Origin of the sequence: Pseudomonas sp. ES1 (genome assembly GCF_050586605.1) — a bacterium.
GTDB classification, from domain to species: domain Bacteria; phylum Pseudomonadota; class Gammaproteobacteria; order Pseudomonadales; family Pseudomonadaceae; genus Aquipseudomonas; species Aquipseudomonas sichuanensis.
This window is the reverse complement of the sequence record NZ_JBOBDM010000003.1, coordinates 111,006-128,648: the sequence shown is the minus strand read 5'-3', so window position 1 is coordinate 128,648 and position 17,643 is coordinate 111,006. Positions and strand designations below refer to the sequence as shown.

Sequence of the window (17,643 nt, the reverse complement as noted above, 5' to 3'; positions counted from 1 at the left end):
TCGCGGGGCAAGTCGCCCGGCGCACCGCCGCTCCCACGGGCGACTAGAGGTCAATGCCCTGCCCGGCCATGAATGCCACGAACTGTTCCTCGTCCAGCACCTTGACCCCCAGCTCACCCGCCTTGGCCAGCTTGGAGCCGGCACCGGGGCCGGCGACCACGCAGTGGGTCTTGCCAGAGACCGAGCCCGACACTTTCGCACCCAGGCTTTCCAGCTTTTCCTTGGCGACATCCCGGCTCATGCGCTCCAGCGTACCGGTCAGCACCCAGGTCTGGCCGGCCAGGGGCAGGCCCTCGGCGGTTTTCTTCTCGCAGGACCAGTGCATGCCGAATTCGAGCAACTGGGCTTCGATGGCCCGGGCCAGCTGCTGGTTGGCTTCCACCTTGAAGAACTCGCGCACACCCTCGGCCTGTTTGGTATTCAACGCCTGACGCAAATCGATGCCATCGGCGGCGATGATCTTGTCCAGCGTGCCCAGCTTGTCCACCAGCTTCTCGGCGCCGGTCGGGCCGACCGACGGGATGTCGAGCTTGGCCAGCATCCCGGCCAGGGTGGTGCAGGCGGCGAACTCGGCGGCCAGCTCACCCTCGTCCTGCAACTGCATGCCACTGGCCAGCAATTGCTCGATCACTTCGCGGTTGTGCTCGGCCTCGAAGAAGTTGTGGATCTCGTAGGCCACTTCCAGGCCAATGTCCGGCAGGTAGGTGAGCACCTGTGGCAGCGCCACCTGCACCCGCGCCAGGCTGCCCAGCGAGCGGGCCAACACCTTGGCGGTTTCCTCGCCGACATCGGGGATGCCCAGGGCAAAGATGAAGCGCGCCAGGGGCGGACGCTTGCTGGCCTCGATGGCTTCGAGCAATTTGCGGCTGGACACCTCGGCGAAACCTTCCAGCGCGACCACTTGCTCGAACTCAAGCTTGTACAGGTCGGCCGGCGAGCGAATCAAGCCTTCGTCGACCAGTTGCTCGACGCTCTTCTCGCCCAGGCCGTCGATGTCCATGGCCCGACGCGACACATAGTGGATGATCGCCTGCTTGAGCTGGGCTGCGCAGCTCAAGCGGCCGACACAGCGGTACACCGCGCCCTCGCTGGTGGTCGCCTTGCCCTTGCTGCGCTTGACCAGCTGCGTGCGCTCGACCTGCGAGCCGCACACCGGGCAGGCGCTGGGCACCTGCACCGACCGGGCATCGGCCGGACGGCGCTCGGTCACCACTTGCATCACCTGCGGGATCACGTCGCCGGCACGGCGGATGATGACCGTGTCGCCGATGCACAGGCCAAGACGGGCGACTTCGTCCATGTTGTGCAGGGTGGCATTGGACACGGTAACCCCGGCCACCTTGACCGGTTTCAGCCGCGCCACGGGCGTTACCGCGCCGGTACGGCCAACCTGAAACTCGACGTCGAGCACCTCGGTGAGCTCTTCCATGGCCGGGAACTTGTGGGCGATCGCCCAGCGCGGTTCACGGGCGCGAAAACCCAGCTCGCGCTGCGCGGCCAGGCTGTTGACCTTGAAGACCACCCCGTCGATCTCGTAGGGCAGGCCATTGCGCCGCTCGCCGATATCCCGGTAGTAAGCCAGGCACTCTTCGATGCCAGCCGCGTGCCGCAGCTCGCGGCTGATGGGCAGGCCCCAGCCCCTGAGCTTCTCGAGAATGCCGATATGGCTGTCACCGAAAGGCTCCGACACCTGGCCGACGCCATAGCAGCAGAACTCCAGCGGGCGACTGGCGGTGATCTTCGAGTCCAGCTGGCGCAGGCTGCCGGCGGCAGCGTTGCGCGGGTTGGCGAAGGTCTTGCCACCGGCTTCGGCCTGGGCGGCGTTGAGCCGGTCGAAACCAGCCTTGCTCATGTACACCTCGCCACGCACCTCCAGCACTGCCGGCCAGCCCTCGCCCTGCAGCTTGAGCGGAATGTTGCGCACGGTACGCACGTTGGCGCTGATGTCTTCGCCGGTGGTGCCGTCGCCGCGGGTGGCCCCCTGCACCAGCTGGCCGTCGCGGTACAGCAGGCTGACCGCCAGGCCGTCGAGCTTGGGTTCGCAGCTGTAATCGACAGCGGTGCGGGCAGCGAACAGATCGCCGCCGGGCAGGTCGAGGCCCTCGACCACGCGACGGTCGAAATCACGCAAGTCGTCTTCTTCGAAGGCGTTGCCCAGGCTGAGCATGGGCACCTCGTGGCGCACCTGGCTGAACGCCGCCAGCGCCGCACCGCCCACCCGCTGAGTGGGCGAGTCGGGGGTCACCAGGTGCGGGTGCTCGGCCTCCAGTGCCTTGAGTTCATTGAACAGCCGGTCGTACTCGGCGTCCGGCACACTGGGCTCGTCGAGCACGTAGTAGCGGTGGTTGTGCTGGTCGAGTTCGGCGCGCAGTTCATGGATTCGGGTTTCGGCGTTCATGTTTTCGTCTTCTCGTGCAAAGCAAAAGAGCAGCCCCAGGCTGCTCTTTTGCTTGAATCATCGCGGTGCGGACCGAGGCAAGGGCCGCCCCGCTGGTGTGTGTCAGCGTTTCTGCGTCAGCGCCCGGCGCTCGAACTCAACGATTCGCTGGCGGTAGTGCTCGATGGTCTGGGCGGTGAGCACGCTGCGCTGGTCGTCCTTGAGCTCGCCGTTGAGCTCGTGGGACAGCTTGCGCGCGGCCGCGACCATCACGTCGAAGGCCTGCTTGGGGTGGCGCGGGCCAGGCAAGCCAAGGAAGAAGCTCACGGCACGGGTGCTGAAGTGGTCGATGTCGTCCAGGTCGAACACGCCGGGCTTGACCGCGTTGGCCATGGAGAACAGCACCTCGCCGTGGCCAGCCATGCTTTCGTGGCGATGGAAGATGTCCATCTCGCCGAAGCGCAGGCCGCTTTCCAGGATGTTCTGCAACAGGGCCGGGCCCTTGAAGCCGCCTTCATCGCGGGAGATGACGCTGATCACCAGCACTTCTTCCATTGGCGGCAGTTCCCTGGCTGGGGTACTGGCGCTGCTGGCTGGGGCGCTGTTGCGGCTGCTGTTGTCGACAACCACTTCATCGTCGCTTTCGGCGAACAGGTCGGGCTCGCGCTCGGCGGCGAGATTGAGGTCGCCCTGCTGTGGCTCGCTGTTGTTGCGCTTGCCGCGTTTGGACTGCTTGGCCGGTTTGGCTTCACGCTCGCGCTCGCGCTCACGCGCCGGCGCACTCAGCGACGGCAGGTCGGTCTCGTCCAGCTCGGGCTCTTTGTGCGTATCCAGCACACGTGAAGGGCCGAGCACTTCGGCACTGCCTTCATCGTCCTGGGCATTGGCGTAGCTACGGTCCAGACGGAATTTCAACTTGCCCTTGCCGCCGCGCATGCGACGCCAGCCGTCGAAAAGAATCCCGGCAATGACAATGACGCCGATGAGGATCAGCCACTCGCGCAGACCGATTTCCATGTAATCCCGTGCCTCTATAAAAAATATGCTTGAAAACAAAGGCTTCAAAGGCCTTTAACACGTGGCGCCAACTCTATGTTCTGACAGGCGTTTTACCCACGCAAAAACAAGTGACGTAAAGCTAGCACGACCAAAGGCAACTTTACACCGTCTGTCGCACCTGCTGCGGATTTTACCTGCTTGATCGCATCCAATCTTCCTTTGTCATGCATCGACCATAGCCAAGGCCTCCTCGACATCCACCGCCACAAGACGTGAACAGCCCGGCTCGTGCATGGTCACCCCCATCAATTGATCGGCCATCTCCATGGCAATCTTGTTGTGGGTGATGTAGATGAACTGCACGCTCTCGCTCATTTCCTTCACCAGGCGCGCATAGCGCCCGACGTTGGCGTCGTCCAGCGGTGCATCGACTTCGTCGAGCATGCAGAACGGCGCCGGGTTCAGCTTGAAGATGGCGAACACCAGCGCGAGGGCGGTCAACGCCTTCTCGCCGCCGGACAGCAAATGGATCGTGCTGTTTTTCTTGCCCGGCGGGCGCGCCATGATCGTCACCCCTGTATCGAGTAAATCTTCGCCCGTCAGTTCCAGATAAGCGCTGCCGCCACCGAAAACTTTTGGGAAAAGTGCCTGTAATCCGGCATTTATCTGATCAAAGGTATCCTTGAAGCGGTTGCGGGTTTCCTTGTCGATCTTGCGAATGACGTTTTCCAGGGTCTCCAGCGCTTCGACCAGGTCGGCATTCTGGGCGTCCAGGTAACGCTTGCGCTCGGACTGCTGCTCGTACTCCTCGATGGCCGCCAGGTTGATCGCGCCCAGGCGCTGGATACGCCCATCGAGCTGCTCCAGCTCCTGTTCGGTGCCCTGTTCGCTGGCGTGTTCATCCAGTGTGGCGAGCACGCCCGGAAGATCGTAGCCGTCGGCCAGCAATTGTTCCTGCAAGGTCTTGCGTCGCACATCCAGGCCCTGAGACTCCAGGCGCTGCTGCTCCAGCTGGCCACGCAACAACTGCGATTGCTGCTCGGCCTGGGTGCGGCGGCGCTCGGCATCGCGCAGCTCGCGGTCGGCTTCATCCATGTGCAGGCGGGCCTGGCGCATCTCTTCGTCGACGCTCATGCGCCGCTCAAGCAGCTCTTCGAGCTTGAGGCGCAGTTCTTCCTGGGGCGCCTCACCCTCCTCCAGGTTCAGGCTCAGCTGCTCCTGACGCTCGCTCAGGCGCGCGGCCTGTTGCTCCAGCCGTTCGAGGGCCTGGCGGGTGGAATCGTGCTGGGCGCGCAGCGAGCCCAGGCGCACGGCCAGTTGATGAGCATGGTCCTTGTGCTGGCGGGCTTCCTGGCGGATACGGTCGAGGCCTTCGCGCAGGCTGTCGCGCCGGGCCATCAGCTGTTCGCGCTGCTCGGTGTCCTGGGCCATCAGGTCGAGGGCGTCCTGCAGCAGCAGGCGTGACTCGCCCAACTGCTCGTGTTCCAGGGCGCGCTGTTCCTGCAGCTCAGCCAGTTCTTCGTGCAGACGCTTACGGCGCAGTTCGAGCTGCTCGGCGCGGGCGCGGCCGGCGGACAGGCGCGCTTTGAGCTCGCCATGCTGGCGGCTCTCATCCTGGCTGCGGCGGCGCAGCTGCTCGCGCTGCTCTTCCAGGTCGAGCTGCTGCTCACGCAGGCGCTGCAACTGCTCGTCCAACTGTTCCAGCTGCGCCTGCTGCTCCAACTGTTCCTGGCCCAGGCGCTCGATTTCCTGGCCACGGGCCAGCACACCACCCTGGGAGTCACCGCCACGGCTGATGCGCAGGAAATGCCGCCCAACCCAGTAGCCGTCGCGACTGACCAGGCTGTGGCCGTCGGCCAAGGTCGGGCGCAGGGCCAGCGCCTGCTCCAGGCTTTCCACAGGCTTGACCAGGCCAAGCCAGGGCGACAGATCGGTGCGCCCTTCGACCTTGTCGAGCAGGCTGCCGGGAATATTTGTTCCCTTGACCACGCTCAGCAGCAAGCGCAGCTCGCCCTGCTCCAGCGCGGCAAATTCGAGGTTGTCGAAGCCTTCCAACAGCACGGCCTGCAGATCGGCACCCAGCACCGTCTCGACCGCCAGTTCCCAGCCGGGCTCGACCCTCAGGCCCTCGGCCAGGCGCGGCTGCTGCTGCAAGCCCTGCCCACGCAACCAGTCGGCGGCGCCAACGCCCGGCTCCAGCGCAGCTTGCTGCAAGGCTTCCAGGGACGCCAGGCGGCCACCGAGACGCTGCAGGTCGCCTTGCTGTTGCTGCTGCGCCTGGCTGGACTGCTGCAACTGCTCACGCAGCGCCTCGAGCTGCTCGACCACCTGTTGTTCCTGCAGTTGCAGCTCTTCGAGCAACAGTTCGCTGCCAAGCACCTGCTCAGCCAGGTCGAGCGTTTCAGCATCTTGCGGGTCGGCGACCAGTTGCTCGTCTTCCTCGCCCAGCTTGCGCTGACGCTCGCCCAGGCGCTCCAGGCTGGTTTCAAGCTGGGCCAGGCGCGCCTGCTGCACTTCTGCCTGGCGACGCGGCTCGGCGGAGCGGGCGTTGAAGCTGTCCCACTGTTCCTGCCAGCCGTGCATGCCCAGCTCGGCCTCCTCCAGCGCCGCAGCGGCTTCTTCGGCGGCGGCCAGGGTAAGCTCCTGTTCAGGCTCGAGCATCTGCAACTCTTCACCGAGGGTGGCCAGCAACGTGCGGTCATGGCCCAGGTGCGACTCGGTTTCCAGGCGGGTGCGCTCGGCCTCTTTCAGGTCGTCCTGCAACTGGCGCAGGCGCTGCTGGCCGTGCTGGATACTCTGCTCGACCCGGGCGATATCGCCGGCCACCGAATAGAAGCGGCCCTGCACCTGGTTGAAGCGTTCGGACAATTCGTGATGGCCATCGCGCAGGCGCTCGATGCTGGCATCGGCATTGCGCTGCTCGGCCACCAGGGCCTCGAAGGCGATTTCCTGGTCACCGATGACGCTTTCGCGCTGACGCACGCGATCATCCAGGTCGCGCCAGCGCAGGGCCGCCAGGCGCGCCTTGAGCTGGCGCTCCTGGGCCTTGTATTCACGGTATTTTTCGGCGGCCTGGGCCTGGCGGTGCAGGCGTTCGAGCTGGCGCTCCAGCTCTTCGCGCAGGTCGGTCAGGCGGGCCAGGTTTTCCTGGGTGCGGCGAATACGGTTCTCGGTTTCGCGGCGGCGCTCCTTGTACTTGGAGATGCCGGCCGCTTCTTCGATGAAGTTGCGCAGTTCTTCAGGCTTGGCTTCGATCAGCTTGGAGATCATGCCCTGCTCGATGATCGAGTAGCTGCGCGGGCCCAGGCCTGTACCGAGGAAAATGTCGGTGATATCGCGGCGGCGGCACTTGGTACCGTTCAGGTAGTAAGTGTTCTGCGCGTCGCGGGTGACCTTGCGCCGGATCGAGATCTCGGCGTATGCGGCGTACTCACCCACCAGGGTGTTATCGCTGTTGTCGAACACCAGCTCGATGCTGGCCTGGCTGACCGGCTTGCGGCTGGTGGAGCCGTTGAAGATGACGTCGGTCATCGACTCGCCGCGCAGGTTCTTCGCCGAGCTCTCGCCCATCACCCAGCGCACTGCGTCAATGATGTTGGACTTGCCGCAGCCGTTGGGGCCGACCACCGCCGCCATGTTGCTGGGGAAGTTGACCGTGGTCGGGTCGACGAACGACTTGAAACCGGCCAGGCGAATGCACTTCAGACGCATCGGTCAGATCCGCGCCAAGGCCGCCAGCACCAGCTCGCAGCTGCGCTGGCAATAGGCGGTGAGCACCTCGCGGATGCGTGGCTGGTCACGGGCGACCACGGCTTCGAGCAGGCGGGCGAACAGGTTGAGGTAATCGACCATGTTGGCCTGGCGCTGGTCGAGGGCCAGGTAGTAGGCGCGGCTCATGGCCGGCTGCAGGTTCTCGACGGTTTCCTGCAGATAGGGGTTGTTGGCGAACGGATAAGCGGCGCGCATTACCGCAAAACTGTCGGCGACGAAGGCTTTGATATCCTGCTTGGCGTGAGCCTGGGTCAGGCGCTGCTGGATTTCCAGGAACGGGCGCAGGTCAGCCTCGGTGCGCCAATGCAGGGCAACGGCATTGCCCAGCAGGATGTAGAACTCGCCCATCAGCGCGCACAGGCTGCGCACGCTGTTTTCGTCGAGCTCTGTCACATGGGCGCCGCGCCGCGGCAGGATCGCCACCAGGTGGCGACGCTCGAGGATCAGCAGCGCCTCGCGCACCGAACCACGGCTGACGTTGAGGGCCTGGGTGACCTTCTGCTCCTGGATGCGCTCGCCGGGCGCGAGTTCGCCGCGGATGATCCGCTCGGCCAGGTAGTGGGCAATTTGCTCGGAGAGGCTGTCCGGCGCCTTGAACGTCATGGTTTTCCTTCGAAATCAGATCGCTGTGCACAAGCGCGCGATTGTAGCGCACTTGCCCGGCGCTCGCGCAGGGGGGATCGCGTGCTTTGTGCGACTGCCCGGTCAACTCTGTTGCCCGGCGCGAACTATGCTTGAGAAAGGTTCCTTGAGGCGGTTCGGACGTGACGCAGGCAATTTCTTGACCTTTGAGTCAGAAAATTATTGACCAAGAGGTCAGCCCTTGCTTAGAGTCCGCCCGAACAACAATAAAACCATTGCGAGGCCCTCCCCGTGATCCAGTTTCTCGTCAACCAGGAGCTGCGCAACGAGCATGCCCTGGACCCGAACATGACGGTGCTGCAGTACCTGCGTGAGCACCTGGGCAAACCCGGCACCAAGGAAGGCTGCGCCAGCGGCGACTGCGGCGCCTGCACCGTGGTCGTCGGCGAACTCGTCGCCGACGAACTGGGCAGTGACAGCATCCGCTACCGCAGCCTCAACTCGTGCCTGACGTTTGTCTCTTCCCTTCACGGTAAACAGCTGATCAGCGTAGAAGGCCTCAAACACCAGGGCGAACTGCACAGCGTGCAGAAAGCCATGGCCGATTGCCACGGCTCGCAGTGCGGTTTCTGCACCCCCGGTTTCGTCATGTCGCTGTTCGCCCTGCAGAAAAACAGCGAAGGCCACGACCTGCACCAGGCCCAGGAAGCCCTGGCCGGCAACCTCTGCCGCTGCACCGGTTACCGGCCGATCCTCGACGCCGCCGAGCAGAGCTGCGCCCGCCCCTGCCGCGACCAGTTCGACGCGCAGCAGGCGCAGACCATCGCCCGCCTCAAGGCCATCGCCCCGCAACAGACCGGTGAACTCAACAGCGGCGACAAGCGCTGCCTGGTCCCTCTCACCGTGGCGGACCTAGCCGACCTCTACAGCTCGCACCCCGAGGCGCGCCTGCTGGCCGGTGGTACCGACCTGGCACTGGAAGTCACCCAGTTCCACCGCACCCTGCCGGTGATGATCTACGTCGGCCATGTCGCCGAACTCAAGCGTATCGAAAAGACCGCCACCCACCTGGAAATCGGCGCCGCCACCCCGCTGACCGACTGCTATGGTGCCCTGAACGAGGAGTACTCCGACTTCGGCGAGCTGCTGCACCGCTTCGCTTCGCTGCAGATCCGCAACCAGGGCACCCTGGGCGGCAACATCGGCAACGCCTCGCCGATCGGTGACTCGCCACCCCTGCTGATCGCCCTGGATGCGCAGATCGTCCTGCGCCAGGGCGAACGCCAGCGCACCCTGGCGCTGGAAGACTATTTCATCGACTACCGCATCACTGCCCGCCAGGACAGCGAGTTCATCGAGAAGATCATCGTCCCCCGCGCCACCAGCGACTGGGCGTTCCGCGCCTACAAGGTGTCCAAGCGCCTGGATGACGACATTTCCGCGGTGTGCGCGGCGTTCAACCTGAGCATCGAGAACGGTGTGGTCAGTGGCGTACGCGTGGCTTTCGGCGGCATGGCCGCGATCCCCAAGCGCGCCCGCGCCTGCGAAGCTGCCCTGCGCGGCAAGCCCTGGAACCAGGCCACCGTCGAGCGCGCCTGCCAGGCCCTGGCCGAAGACTTCACCCCGCTCAGCGACTTCCGCGCCAGCCGCGAGTACCGCCTGCTGACCGCGCAGAACCTGCTGCGCAAGTACTGCATCGAACTGCAATCGCCGCACATCGAAACCCGGGTGACCGACTATGTCTAACCATCACGCCGTCAAGAGCCAGGCCGAGATGGCCGCACTGTTCAGCCAGGACCTGACCACCGGGGTTGGCCGCAGCCTCAAGCACGACAGCGCCGACAAGCATGTGGCGGGCGAAGCGGTGTATATCGACGACCGCCTGGAGTTCCCCAACCAGCTGCACGTCTATGCGCGCACCGCTGACCGTGCCCATGCGCGGATCCTGAGCATCGATACCACGCCGTGCTACCAGTTCGAAGGCGTGCGCATCGCCATCACCCATGAAGACATTCCGGGCCTGAAGGACATCGGCCCGGTGGTGGCCGGCGACCCGCTGCTGGCCATCGACAAGGTCGAGTTCTTCGGCCAGCCGGTGCTCGCCGTCGCTGCCCGCGACCTGGAAACCGCACGCCGCGCGGCCATGGCCGCGATCATCGAATACGAAGACCTGGAACCGGTGCTCGACGTGGTCGAGGCCCTGCGCAAGAAGCACTTCGTGCTCGACAGCCACACCCACCAGCGCGGCGACTCGGCCAGCGCCCTGGCCAGCGCCCCGCACCGTATCCAGGGCACCCTGCACATCGGTGGCCAGGAGCACTTCTACCTGGAAACCCAGATCAGCTCGGTGATGCCCGCCGAAGACGGCGGCATGATCGTGTTCTGCTCCACCCAGAACCCCACCGAGGTGCAGAAGCTGGTGGCCGAAGTGCTCGACGTGCCGATGCACAAGATCGTCGTCGACATGCGCCGCATGGGTGGCGGCTTCGGCGGCAAGGAAACCCAGGCCGCCAGCCCCGCGTGCCTGTGCGCGGTGATCGCGCGCCTAACCGGCCAGCCGACCAAGATGCGCCTGCCACGGGTCGAAGACATGACCATGACCGGCAAGCGTCACCCGTTCTACGTCGAGTACGACGTGGGCTTCGACGACAGCGGCCGCCTGCACGGCATCAACTTCGACCTGGCCGGCAACTGCGGCTACTCGCCGGACCTGTCCGGTTCGATCGTCGACCGCGCCATGTTCCACTCCGACAACGCCTACTACCTGGGCGATGCCACGGTGCATGGCCACCGCTGCAAGACCAACACCGCCTCCAACACCGCCTACCGCGGCTTCGGCGGCCCACAGGGGATGGTCGCCATCGAGCAGGTGATGGACCATATCGCCCGCCACCTGGCGCTCGACCCGCTGGCGGTGCGCAAGGCCAACTACTACGGCAAGACCGAACGCAACGTCACCCACTACTACCAGACCGTCGAGCACAACATGCTCGAGGAGATGACCGCAGAGCTCGAGGCCAGCAGCGACTACCATGAGCGCCGCGAGTCGATTCGCCGTTTCAACGCCAACAGCCCGGTGCTGAAAAAAGGCCTGGCGCTGACCCCGGTGAAGTTCGGCATTTCGTTCACCGCCACCTTCCTCAACCAGGCCGGCGCGCTGATCCACATCTACACCGACGGCAGTATCCACCTGAACCACGGCGGCACCGAGATGGGCCAGGGCCTGAACACCAAGGTTGCCCAGGTGGTGGCAGAAGTGTTCCAGGTGGATTTCAACCGCATCCAGATCACCGCCACCAACACCGACAAGGTGCCCAACACCTCGCCGACCGCCGCATCCAGCGGCGCCGACCTGAACGGCAAGGCCGCGCAGAACGCCGCCGAGATCCTCAAGAAGCGCCTGACCGAGTTCGCCGCACGGCATTACAACGTCACCGAGGAAGACATCGAGTTCCGCAACGGCCATGTACGCGCCCGCGACCAGATCGTCAGCTTCGAGCAACTGGTACAGCAGGCTTACTTCGCCCAGGTTTCGCTGTCGACCACCGGGTTCTACCGCACGCCGAAGATTTTCTACGACCGCAGCCAGGCACGCGGCCGGCCGTTCTACTACTTCGCCTTTGGCGCCGCCTGCGTCGAGGTGGTGGTGGACACCCTGACCGGCGAATACAAGATGCTGCGCGCCGACATCCTGCATGACGTGGGCGACTCGCTGAACCCGGCCATCGATATCGGCCAGGTCGAGGGCGGCTTCGTCCAGGGCATGGGCTGGCTGACCACCGAAGAACTGGTGTGGAACGCCAAGGGCAAGCTGATGACCAATGGCCCGGCCAGCTACAAGATCCCGGCGGTTGCCGATATGCCGATCGACCTGCGCGTGAAGCTGGTGGAAAACCGCAAGAACCCCGAGGACACGGTGTTCCATTCCAAAGCCGTGGGCGAGCCACCCTTCATGCTCGGCATCGCCGCCTGGTGCGCGATCAAGGACGCGGTGGCGAGCATCGCCGACTACCGCGTGCAGCCGAACATCGACGCGCCGTCGACGCCGGAGCGGGTGCTGTGGGGCTGCGAGCAGATGCGCAAGGCGGTGGCTGCGCAGCAACCTGTGGAGCAGGAACTGGAAAGCATCCATCAGTAAAAGCATCCGTGGGAGCGGGCTTGCCCCGCGATTGGGCGTCAATCATCGCGGGGCAAGTCGGGTCGCCGCACCGCCGCTCCCACGCCAGAACTTGCCGAGGATTCAGACATGCACCAATGGATCAACGCCCTCGCCGATCACCAAGCCCGCGGCGAACCCTGCGTGCTGGTGACCATCATCGAAGAACGCGGCTCCACTCCGCGCAACGCAGGCTCGAAGATGGTGGTCAGCGCCAGCGCGCTGTACGACACCATTGGCGGTGGCCACCTGGAATTCAAGGCGCTGCACATCGCCCGGCAGATGCTCGAGGAGCACCGCTACACGCCACACCTGGAGCGCTTCAGCCTGGGTGCCAGCCTCGGCCAGTGCTGCGGCGGTGCCACGGTGCTGTTGTTTGAACCGATGAGCGGCGTGCAGGCACAGATCGCCGTGTTCGGCGCAGGCCATGTCGGCCGGGCTCTGGTACCCTTGCTCGCCGCGCTGCCCTGCCGGGTGCGCTGGATCGATTCGCGCGAACAGGAATTCCCCGAGCACATCCCCAACGGGGTGAGCAAGATCGTCAGCGAGGAGCCGGTCGACGAAGTCGCGGACCTGCCGCCAGGCAGCTACTGCATCGTCATGACCCACAACCACCAGCTGGATCTGGAACTGACCGCCGCCATTCTCAAACGCAATGATTTCACCTGGTTCGGCCTGATCGGCTCGAAGACCAAACGGGCCAAGTTCGAGCACCGCCTGCGCGAACGCGGCTACGAAGACGCACTGATGGCGCGGATGCGCTGCCCGATGGGCCTGGCCGAAGTGAAGGGCAAGCTGCCGATCGAGATCGCCGTGTCCATCGCCGCCGAAATCATTGCCACCTACAACGCCTGTTTCGGCCAGCACGACAGTGCCGCCAATGCAGGCCAGATCACCCAGTTGCTGCCGCCTTCCCGGCGCAGCCAGACCCTTTGACGAGCGTATTCATGACCGCAACCCGCAAAGCCTACCGAGCCGCCATCCTGCACAGCATCGCCGACCCCGCCGAGGTCGGCCTGGAAGCCTCCCAGGAATACTACGAGGATGGCCTGCTGGTAATCGACAACGGCCGCATCAAGGCCCTCGGCCACGCCAGCGAGCTGCTGCCGACGCTTGAGGCCGACATCGAGGTGGTGCACTACCAGGATGCCCTGATCACCCCGGGCTTCATCGACACCCATATCCACTTCCCACAGACCGGCATGATCGGCTCCTACGGCGAACAGCTGCTGGACTGGCTGAACACCTACACCTTCCCCTGCGAGAAGCAGTTCGCCGACAAGGCCCATGCCGACAAGGTGGCAAAGATCTTCCTGCAGGAGCTGCTGCGCAACGGCACCACCACCGCCCTGGTGTTCGGCAGCGTGCACCCCGAGTCGGTCAACGCCCTGTTCGAGGAAGCCGAGCGCCTGGACCTGCGCCTGATCGCCGGCAAGGTGATGATGGACCGCAACGCCCCCGACTACCTGACCGACACCGCCGAATCCGGCTACACCCAGAGCAAGGCGCTGATCGAGCGCTGGCACGGCAAGGGCCGCCTGCACTACGCGGTCACGCCGCGCTTCGCCCCCACCAGCACCCCCGAACAACTGGCCTTGGCCGGCCAACTGCTCAAGGAGCACCCGGGCGTGTACATGCACACCCACCTGTCCGAGAACCTCAAGGAGATCGAGTGGGTGAAGGCGCTGTTCCCCGAGCAGAATGGCTACCTGGATGTCTACGACCACTTCGAGCTGCTCGGCGAGCGCTCGGTGTTCGCCCACGGCGTGCACCTGTGCGACGACGAATGCAAGCGCCTGGCGGAAACCGGCTCGGCCATCGCCTTCTGCCCGACCTCCAACCTGTTCCTGGGCAGCGGCCTGTTCAACCTGCCCCAGGCCGAGCGTTTCAAGGTCAATGTGGGCCTGGGCACCGACGTGGGCGCCGGCACCAGCTTCTCGCTGCTCAACACCCTCAACGAGGCGTACAAGGTGATGCAGCTGCAGGGCGCGCGCCTGCACCCGTTCAAATCGCTGTACCTGGCCACCCTCGGCGGCGCCCGGGCATTGCGCCTGGACGACCGGATCGGCAGCTTGCGCCCGGGCAACGATGCCGACTTCGTGGTGCTCGACTACAAGGCCACGCCGCTGCTGGACTACCGCATCCAGCAGTCCAACAGCATCGAGGAAACCCTGTTCGTGCTGACTACCCTGGGCGATGACCGCACCGTGCGTGAAACCTACGCCGCCGGGCGTTGCGTGCACCAGCGCTAAGGCAAACGGCCTGTCATCGCAGGGCAAGCCCACCCCCACAGTTCCACTGCGTGGGAGCGGGCTTGCCCCGCGATGAATTGTTGCCTGGCGCTAGGGTTGTTTTGCCAGCCCCCGGTACAGCGCACCGCCGATCGCCGCCCCAATCAGCGGCGCCAGCCAGAACAGCCACAGCTGCTGCAGCGCCCAGCCGCCGACGAACAAGGCCGGCCCGGTGCTGCGCGCCGGGTTGACCGAGGTATTGGTGACGGGAATCGAGATCAGGTGGATCAGGGTCAGCGCCAGGCCAATGGCAATCGGTGCAAAGCCGGCCGGTGCCCGTGCATCGGTGGCGCCCATGATGATCACCAGGAACATCGCGGTCATCACCACCTCACTGGTGAAGCCTGCCGCCAGGGTGTAGCCGCCCGGCGAATGTTCGCCGTAGCCGTTCGAGGCCAGCCCGCTGGCCAGTTCGAAGCCGGCCTTGCCACTGGCGATGAAATAGATCACCGCTGCGGCCAGGATGGCGCCGATCACCTGGGCGATCACATAGGGCAGCAGTTCTTTTGCCGGGAACCGCCCGCCCACCACCAACCCGAATGACACGGCCGGGTTGAGGTGACAACCAGAGATATGGCCAATGGCGAACGCCATGGTCAGGACAGTCAGGCCAAACGCGAAGGCGACACCGAGAACACCAATGCCGACAGGTGAGCTGGCGGCCAGTACCGCGCTGCCGCAACCACCCAGTACCAGCCAGAAAGTGCCGACCAGTTCGGCACCCATGCGCACACCGAGGGACGTAGTCATGAACCTCTCCTCAAGCCATTGGACGCAACGTTTGCGCAAGCCCAACCACATTGAAAAGGGGTTTGCAACTAGTAAATCTATCAGGGATCCGGCAGAAGGCCAGTCACGAAAAAAGGCCCATTCGCGGGCAAACCCGCTCCCCAGGTACGCTGACGTGCTCGAAGGCAACGACATTCCTGTGGGAGCGGGTTTACCCGCGAAAGGGCCCTGGGCTATGCAGGCAAACGATCAACCCTTGGCGGTGGCCTTGGGTTTTTTCAGCAGATGCGAGAACACTGCATGCAGGTCGTCCGACGCGCTCTCCTCGTCGAGGTTGAGCTTGCTGTCGATATGGTCCATGTGATGCATCATCAGGCTTACCGCCTGCTGGGCATCACGGGCCTCGATGGCGTCGATCAGTTGCATGTGCTCGTCGTACGAGCAGTGCGAGCGGTTGCCGCTTTCATACTGGGCGATGATCAGCGAGGTCTGCGACACCAGGCTGCGCTGGAAGCTCACCAGCGGGGCATTGCCTGCGGCTTCGGCCAGCTTGAGGTGGAATTCGCCGGAAAGGCGGATGCCGGCGCCACGGTCGCCACGGGAGAAGCTGTCACGCTCCTCGCGCACCATCTGGCGCAATTCGTTGAGCTGCTCGAGGGTGGCGTGCTGCACGGCCAGCTCGGTGATTGCACGTTCGACCATGCGCCGCGAGAAGAACACCTGGCGTGCTTCTTCAACCGTGGGGCTGGCCACTACCGCGCCGCGGTTGGGCCGCAGCAGCACCACGCTTTCATGGGCCAGGCGCGACAGCGCACGGCGGATGATGGTACGGCTGACGCCGAAGATCTCGCCCAGTGCCTCCTCGCTCAACTTGGTGCCCGGCGCCAGGCGCTGCTCGAGGATCGCCTCGAAGATGTGCGCGTAGACGATGTCGTCCTGGGTACCGCTGCGGCCGGCCTTGCCAGTGCGCACAGGTTTTTTCAGAGGTTGCAGCTGTTCGTTCATGGGCTCTCGAGCACAAGGGATCTGCCAGTCGGACCGTGACTGTACTACCTGTCAGCGGGTGGAGGGCAAGTCCTGGAAGTAGGTGGTGGACCAAGGTATGGCGCCATTGTACACAGGCTGACCCGATTCTGCAGGGGGCCTTTAACCTATATAGCCGTTGTACGGCAGTTTGTGCGCACAAAAGATAAAACATTATTTGCATTCTTTGTACACAAAAGCATAATCCTGCGAGCAACTTCCTGACCCGCAAGTCAACAAAATGGTCGGACGTCTGCCACACCCCCTCGCGGAGCCCCCAAGTGCATTGCTCAGGACCAGGCTTCGAACAACAAGAAAGACTTGAGGAGTACTCGCTGTGGAAAGCCGCAAATCCGAAGCCCCTACGCTGGATATCGCTGCGCCGCCCGAAACGGGTTGGCTGGAGCGGATTTTCAAACTCAAGCGACATGGCACTACCGTCCGCACCGAACTGATAGCCGGGGTGACCACCTTCATCACCATGGCCTACATCATCTTCGTCAACCCCAACATCATGGCCGACGCCGGCATCGATCACGGGGCGGCCTTCGTCGCCACCTGCATCGCCGCGGCGCTGGGCTGCCTGCTGATGGGCCTGTACGCCAACTGGCCGGTGGGCCTGGCGCCCGGCATGGGCCTCAACGCCTTCTTCACCTACACCGTGGTCGGCACCATGGGCTACACCTGGCAGGCCGCGCTGGGTGCGGTGTTCATCTCGGGCGTGCTGTTCATGTTCCTCACCCTGTCACGGGTGCGCGAGTGGCTGCTCAACAGCATCCCGGTGAGCCTGCGCCATGCCATGGGGGCCGGCGTCGGATTGTTCCTCGGGCTGATCGGCCTGAAAACCGCAGGCATCGTCGTCGACAGCCCGGCCACCCTGATCAAGCTCGGCTCGCTGCATGAGCCCGGCCCGCTGCTGGCGGCCGTGTGCTTCCTGATGATCGCGATCCTCAGCTACAAACGGGTGTTCGGTGCGATCCTCATCAGCATCATCAGCGTCACCCTGGCCGGCTGGGGCCTGGGGCTGGTCAAGTTCGGCGGGGTGATGTCGATGCCACCGAGCCTGGCGCCGACCTGGATGGCGATGGATGTGGCGGGCGTGTTCAACGTCAGCATGATCAGCGTGGTCTTCGCTTTCCTGTTCGTGCACATGTTCGACACCGCCGGCACCCTGATGGGCGTCGCCCAGCGCGCCGGCCTGGTAGCGGCCGACGGGCGCATCGAGAACCTGTCGCGGGCGCTGAAGGCCGACAGTGCCTCCAGCGTGTTCGGTGCCGCGGTGGGCGTGCCACCGGTCACCAGCTACGTGGAGAGCGCCGCAGGCGTCGCCGCCGGTGGCCGTACCGGCCTGACAGCTGTGGTAGTTGGCCTGCTGTTCGTCGCTGCGATGTTCTTCGCGCCGCTGGCGGGCATGATCCCGGCCTATGCCACCGCCGGTGCGCTGATCTATGTGGCGATGCTGATGATGGGCAGCATGGCGCATATCGAATGGGACGAAGCCACCGACAGCATCCCGGCGATCGTCACGGTGATCATGATGCCGCTGACCTTCTCGGTCGCTGACGGCATCGCCCTGGGCTTCATCAGCTATGTGGCACTGAAGGCAGGTACCGGCAAGTTGAAGGAAGTTTCGCCGAGCCTGTGGGTGCTCAGCGTGATCTTCATCGCCAAGTTCGTGTTCCTGTAAAGCGCTGACACCCTGGCCTGGCGCTGGT

11 protein-coding genes are annotated in these 17,643 nt (G+C 64.5%); 5 read left to right on the top strand and 6 right to left on the bottom strand.

What is annotated here, in order from left to right; all coding sequences use genetic code 11:
* Positions 1-43: 43 nt before the first annotated feature.
* The 4 genes from ligA to ACQ4N9_RS02585 all read right to left on the bottom strand — a co-directional run bounded on the left by ligA (position 44) and on the right by ACQ4N9_RS02585 (position 7,750).
* Positions 44-2,398 (bottom strand): NAD-dependent DNA ligase LigA, encoded by a 2,355-nt coding sequence (ligA, locus tag ACQ4N9_RS02600; protein WP_390967303.1) that lies wholly within the window; start codon positions 2,396-2,398, stop codon positions 44-46.
* A gap of 102 nt (positions 2,399-2,500) precedes the next feature.
* Positions 2,501-3,394, bottom strand: a complete 894-nt coding sequence (zipA, locus tag ACQ4N9_RS02595) for a cell division protein ZipA (RefSeq protein WP_390967302.1) — start codon at positions 3,392-3,394, stop codon at positions 2,501-2,503.
* Between the two features lie 204 nt (positions 3,395-3,598).
* Entirely contained in the window at positions 3,599-7,087 is a 3,489-nt protein-coding gene (smc, locus tag ACQ4N9_RS02590; protein WP_390967301.1) for a chromosome segregation protein SMC, read from the bottom strand.
* 3 nt (positions 7,088-7,090) lie between these two features.
* Positions 7,091-7,750, bottom strand: coding sequence for a GntR family transcriptional regulator (locus ACQ4N9_RS02585; protein ID WP_125464942.1), 660 nt, complete (start codon positions 7,748-7,750; stop codon positions 7,091-7,093).
* 270 nt (positions 7,751-8,020) lie between these two features.
* Here ACQ4N9_RS02585 and xdhA point away from each other — a divergent pair, with 270 nt between their 5' ends.
* The 4 genes from xdhA (at position 8,021) to guaD (ending at position 14,137) form a co-directional block, all read left to right on the top strand.
* On the top strand, positions 8,021-9,475 hold the full coding sequence (xdhA, locus tag ACQ4N9_RS02580) for a xanthine dehydrogenase small subunit (RefSeq protein ID WP_390967300.1): 1,455 nt from the start codon (positions 8,021-8,023) through the stop codon (positions 9,473-9,475).
* Positions 9,468-11,867, top strand: coding sequence for a xanthine dehydrogenase molybdopterin binding subunit (gene xdhB, locus ACQ4N9_RS02575; RefSeq protein WP_390967299.1), 2,400 nt, complete (start codon positions 9,468-9,470; stop codon positions 11,865-11,867). The genes xdhA and xdhB overlap by 8 nt, the downstream gene beginning before the upstream one ends.
* 108 nt (positions 11,868-11,975) lie before the next feature.
* Complete coding sequence (gene xdhC, locus ACQ4N9_RS02570; RefSeq protein ID WP_110991815.1) at positions 11,976-12,821, top strand: xanthine dehydrogenase accessory protein XdhC; 846 nt, start codon at positions 11,976-11,978, stop codon at positions 12,819-12,821.
* Between the two features lie 11 nt (positions 12,822-12,832).
* Positions 12,833-14,137: a guanine deaminase gene (gene guaD / locus ACQ4N9_RS02565; RefSeq protein ID WP_125464946.1), complete on the top strand. Its 1,305-nt coding sequence runs from the start codon at positions 12,833-12,835 to the stop codon at positions 14,135-14,137.
* 90 nt (positions 14,138-14,227) lie between these two features.
* Here the strand turns inward: guaD and aqpZ are convergent, their stop codons facing one another.
* A complete protein-coding gene (gene aqpZ / locus ACQ4N9_RS02560) occupies positions 14,228-14,926 on the bottom strand; it encodes an aquaporin Z (RefSeq protein WP_125464947.1) in 699 nt (232 codons plus the stop codon).
* A 228-nt stretch (positions 14,927-15,154) separates the two neighbouring features.
* Entirely contained in the window at positions 15,155-15,910 is a 756-nt protein-coding gene (locus ACQ4N9_RS02555; RefSeq protein ID WP_110991818.1) for a GntR family transcriptional regulator, read from the bottom strand.
* A 355-nt stretch (positions 15,911-16,265) separates the two neighbouring features.
* Here ACQ4N9_RS02555 and ACQ4N9_RS02550 point away from each other — a divergent pair, with 355 nt between their 5' ends.
* Positions 16,266-17,615, top strand: coding sequence for an NCS2 family permease (locus ACQ4N9_RS02550; RefSeq protein WP_110991819.1), 1,350 nt, complete (start codon positions 16,266-16,268; stop codon positions 17,613-17,615).
* The last annotated feature ends 28 nt before the right edge of the window (positions 17,616-17,643 follow it).

What these genes read in the sequence shown, in the direction of transcription:
- ligA (WP_390967303.1), bottom strand. Translation starts at nt 2,398, where the DNA reads ATGAACGCCGAAACCCGAATCCATGAACTGCGCGCCGAACTCGACCAG.
- zipA (WP_390967302.1), bottom strand. Translation starts at nt 3,394, where the DNA reads ATGGAAATCGGTCTGCGCGAGTGGCTGATCCTCATCGGCGTCATTGTC.
- smc (WP_390967301.1), bottom strand. Translation starts at nt 7,087, where the DNA reads ATGCGTCTGAAGTGCATTCGCCTGGCCGGTTTCAAGTCGTTCGTCGAC.
- ACQ4N9_RS02585 (WP_125464942.1), bottom strand. Translation starts at nt 7,750, where the DNA reads ATGACGTTCAAGGCGCCGGACAGCCTCTCCGAGCAAATTGCCCACTAC.
- xdhB (WP_390967299.1), top strand. Translation starts at nt 9,468, where the DNA reads ATGTCTAACCATCACGCCGTCAAGAGCCAGGCCGAGATGGCCGCACTG.
- xdhC (WP_110991815.1), top strand. Translation starts at nt 11,976, where the DNA reads ATGCACCAATGGATCAACGCCCTCGCCGATCACCAAGCCCGCGGCGAA.
- guaD (WP_125464946.1), top strand. Translation starts at nt 12,833, where the DNA reads ATGACCGCAACCCGCAAAGCCTACCGAGCCGCCATCCTGCACAGCATC.
- aqpZ (WP_125464947.1), bottom strand. Translation starts at nt 14,926, where the DNA reads ATGACTACGTCCCTCGGTGTGCGCATGGGTGCCGAACTGGTCGGCACT.
- ACQ4N9_RS02555 (WP_110991818.1), bottom strand. Translation starts at nt 15,910, where the DNA reads ATGAACGAACAGCTGCAACCTCTGAAAAAACCTGTGCGCACTGGCAAG.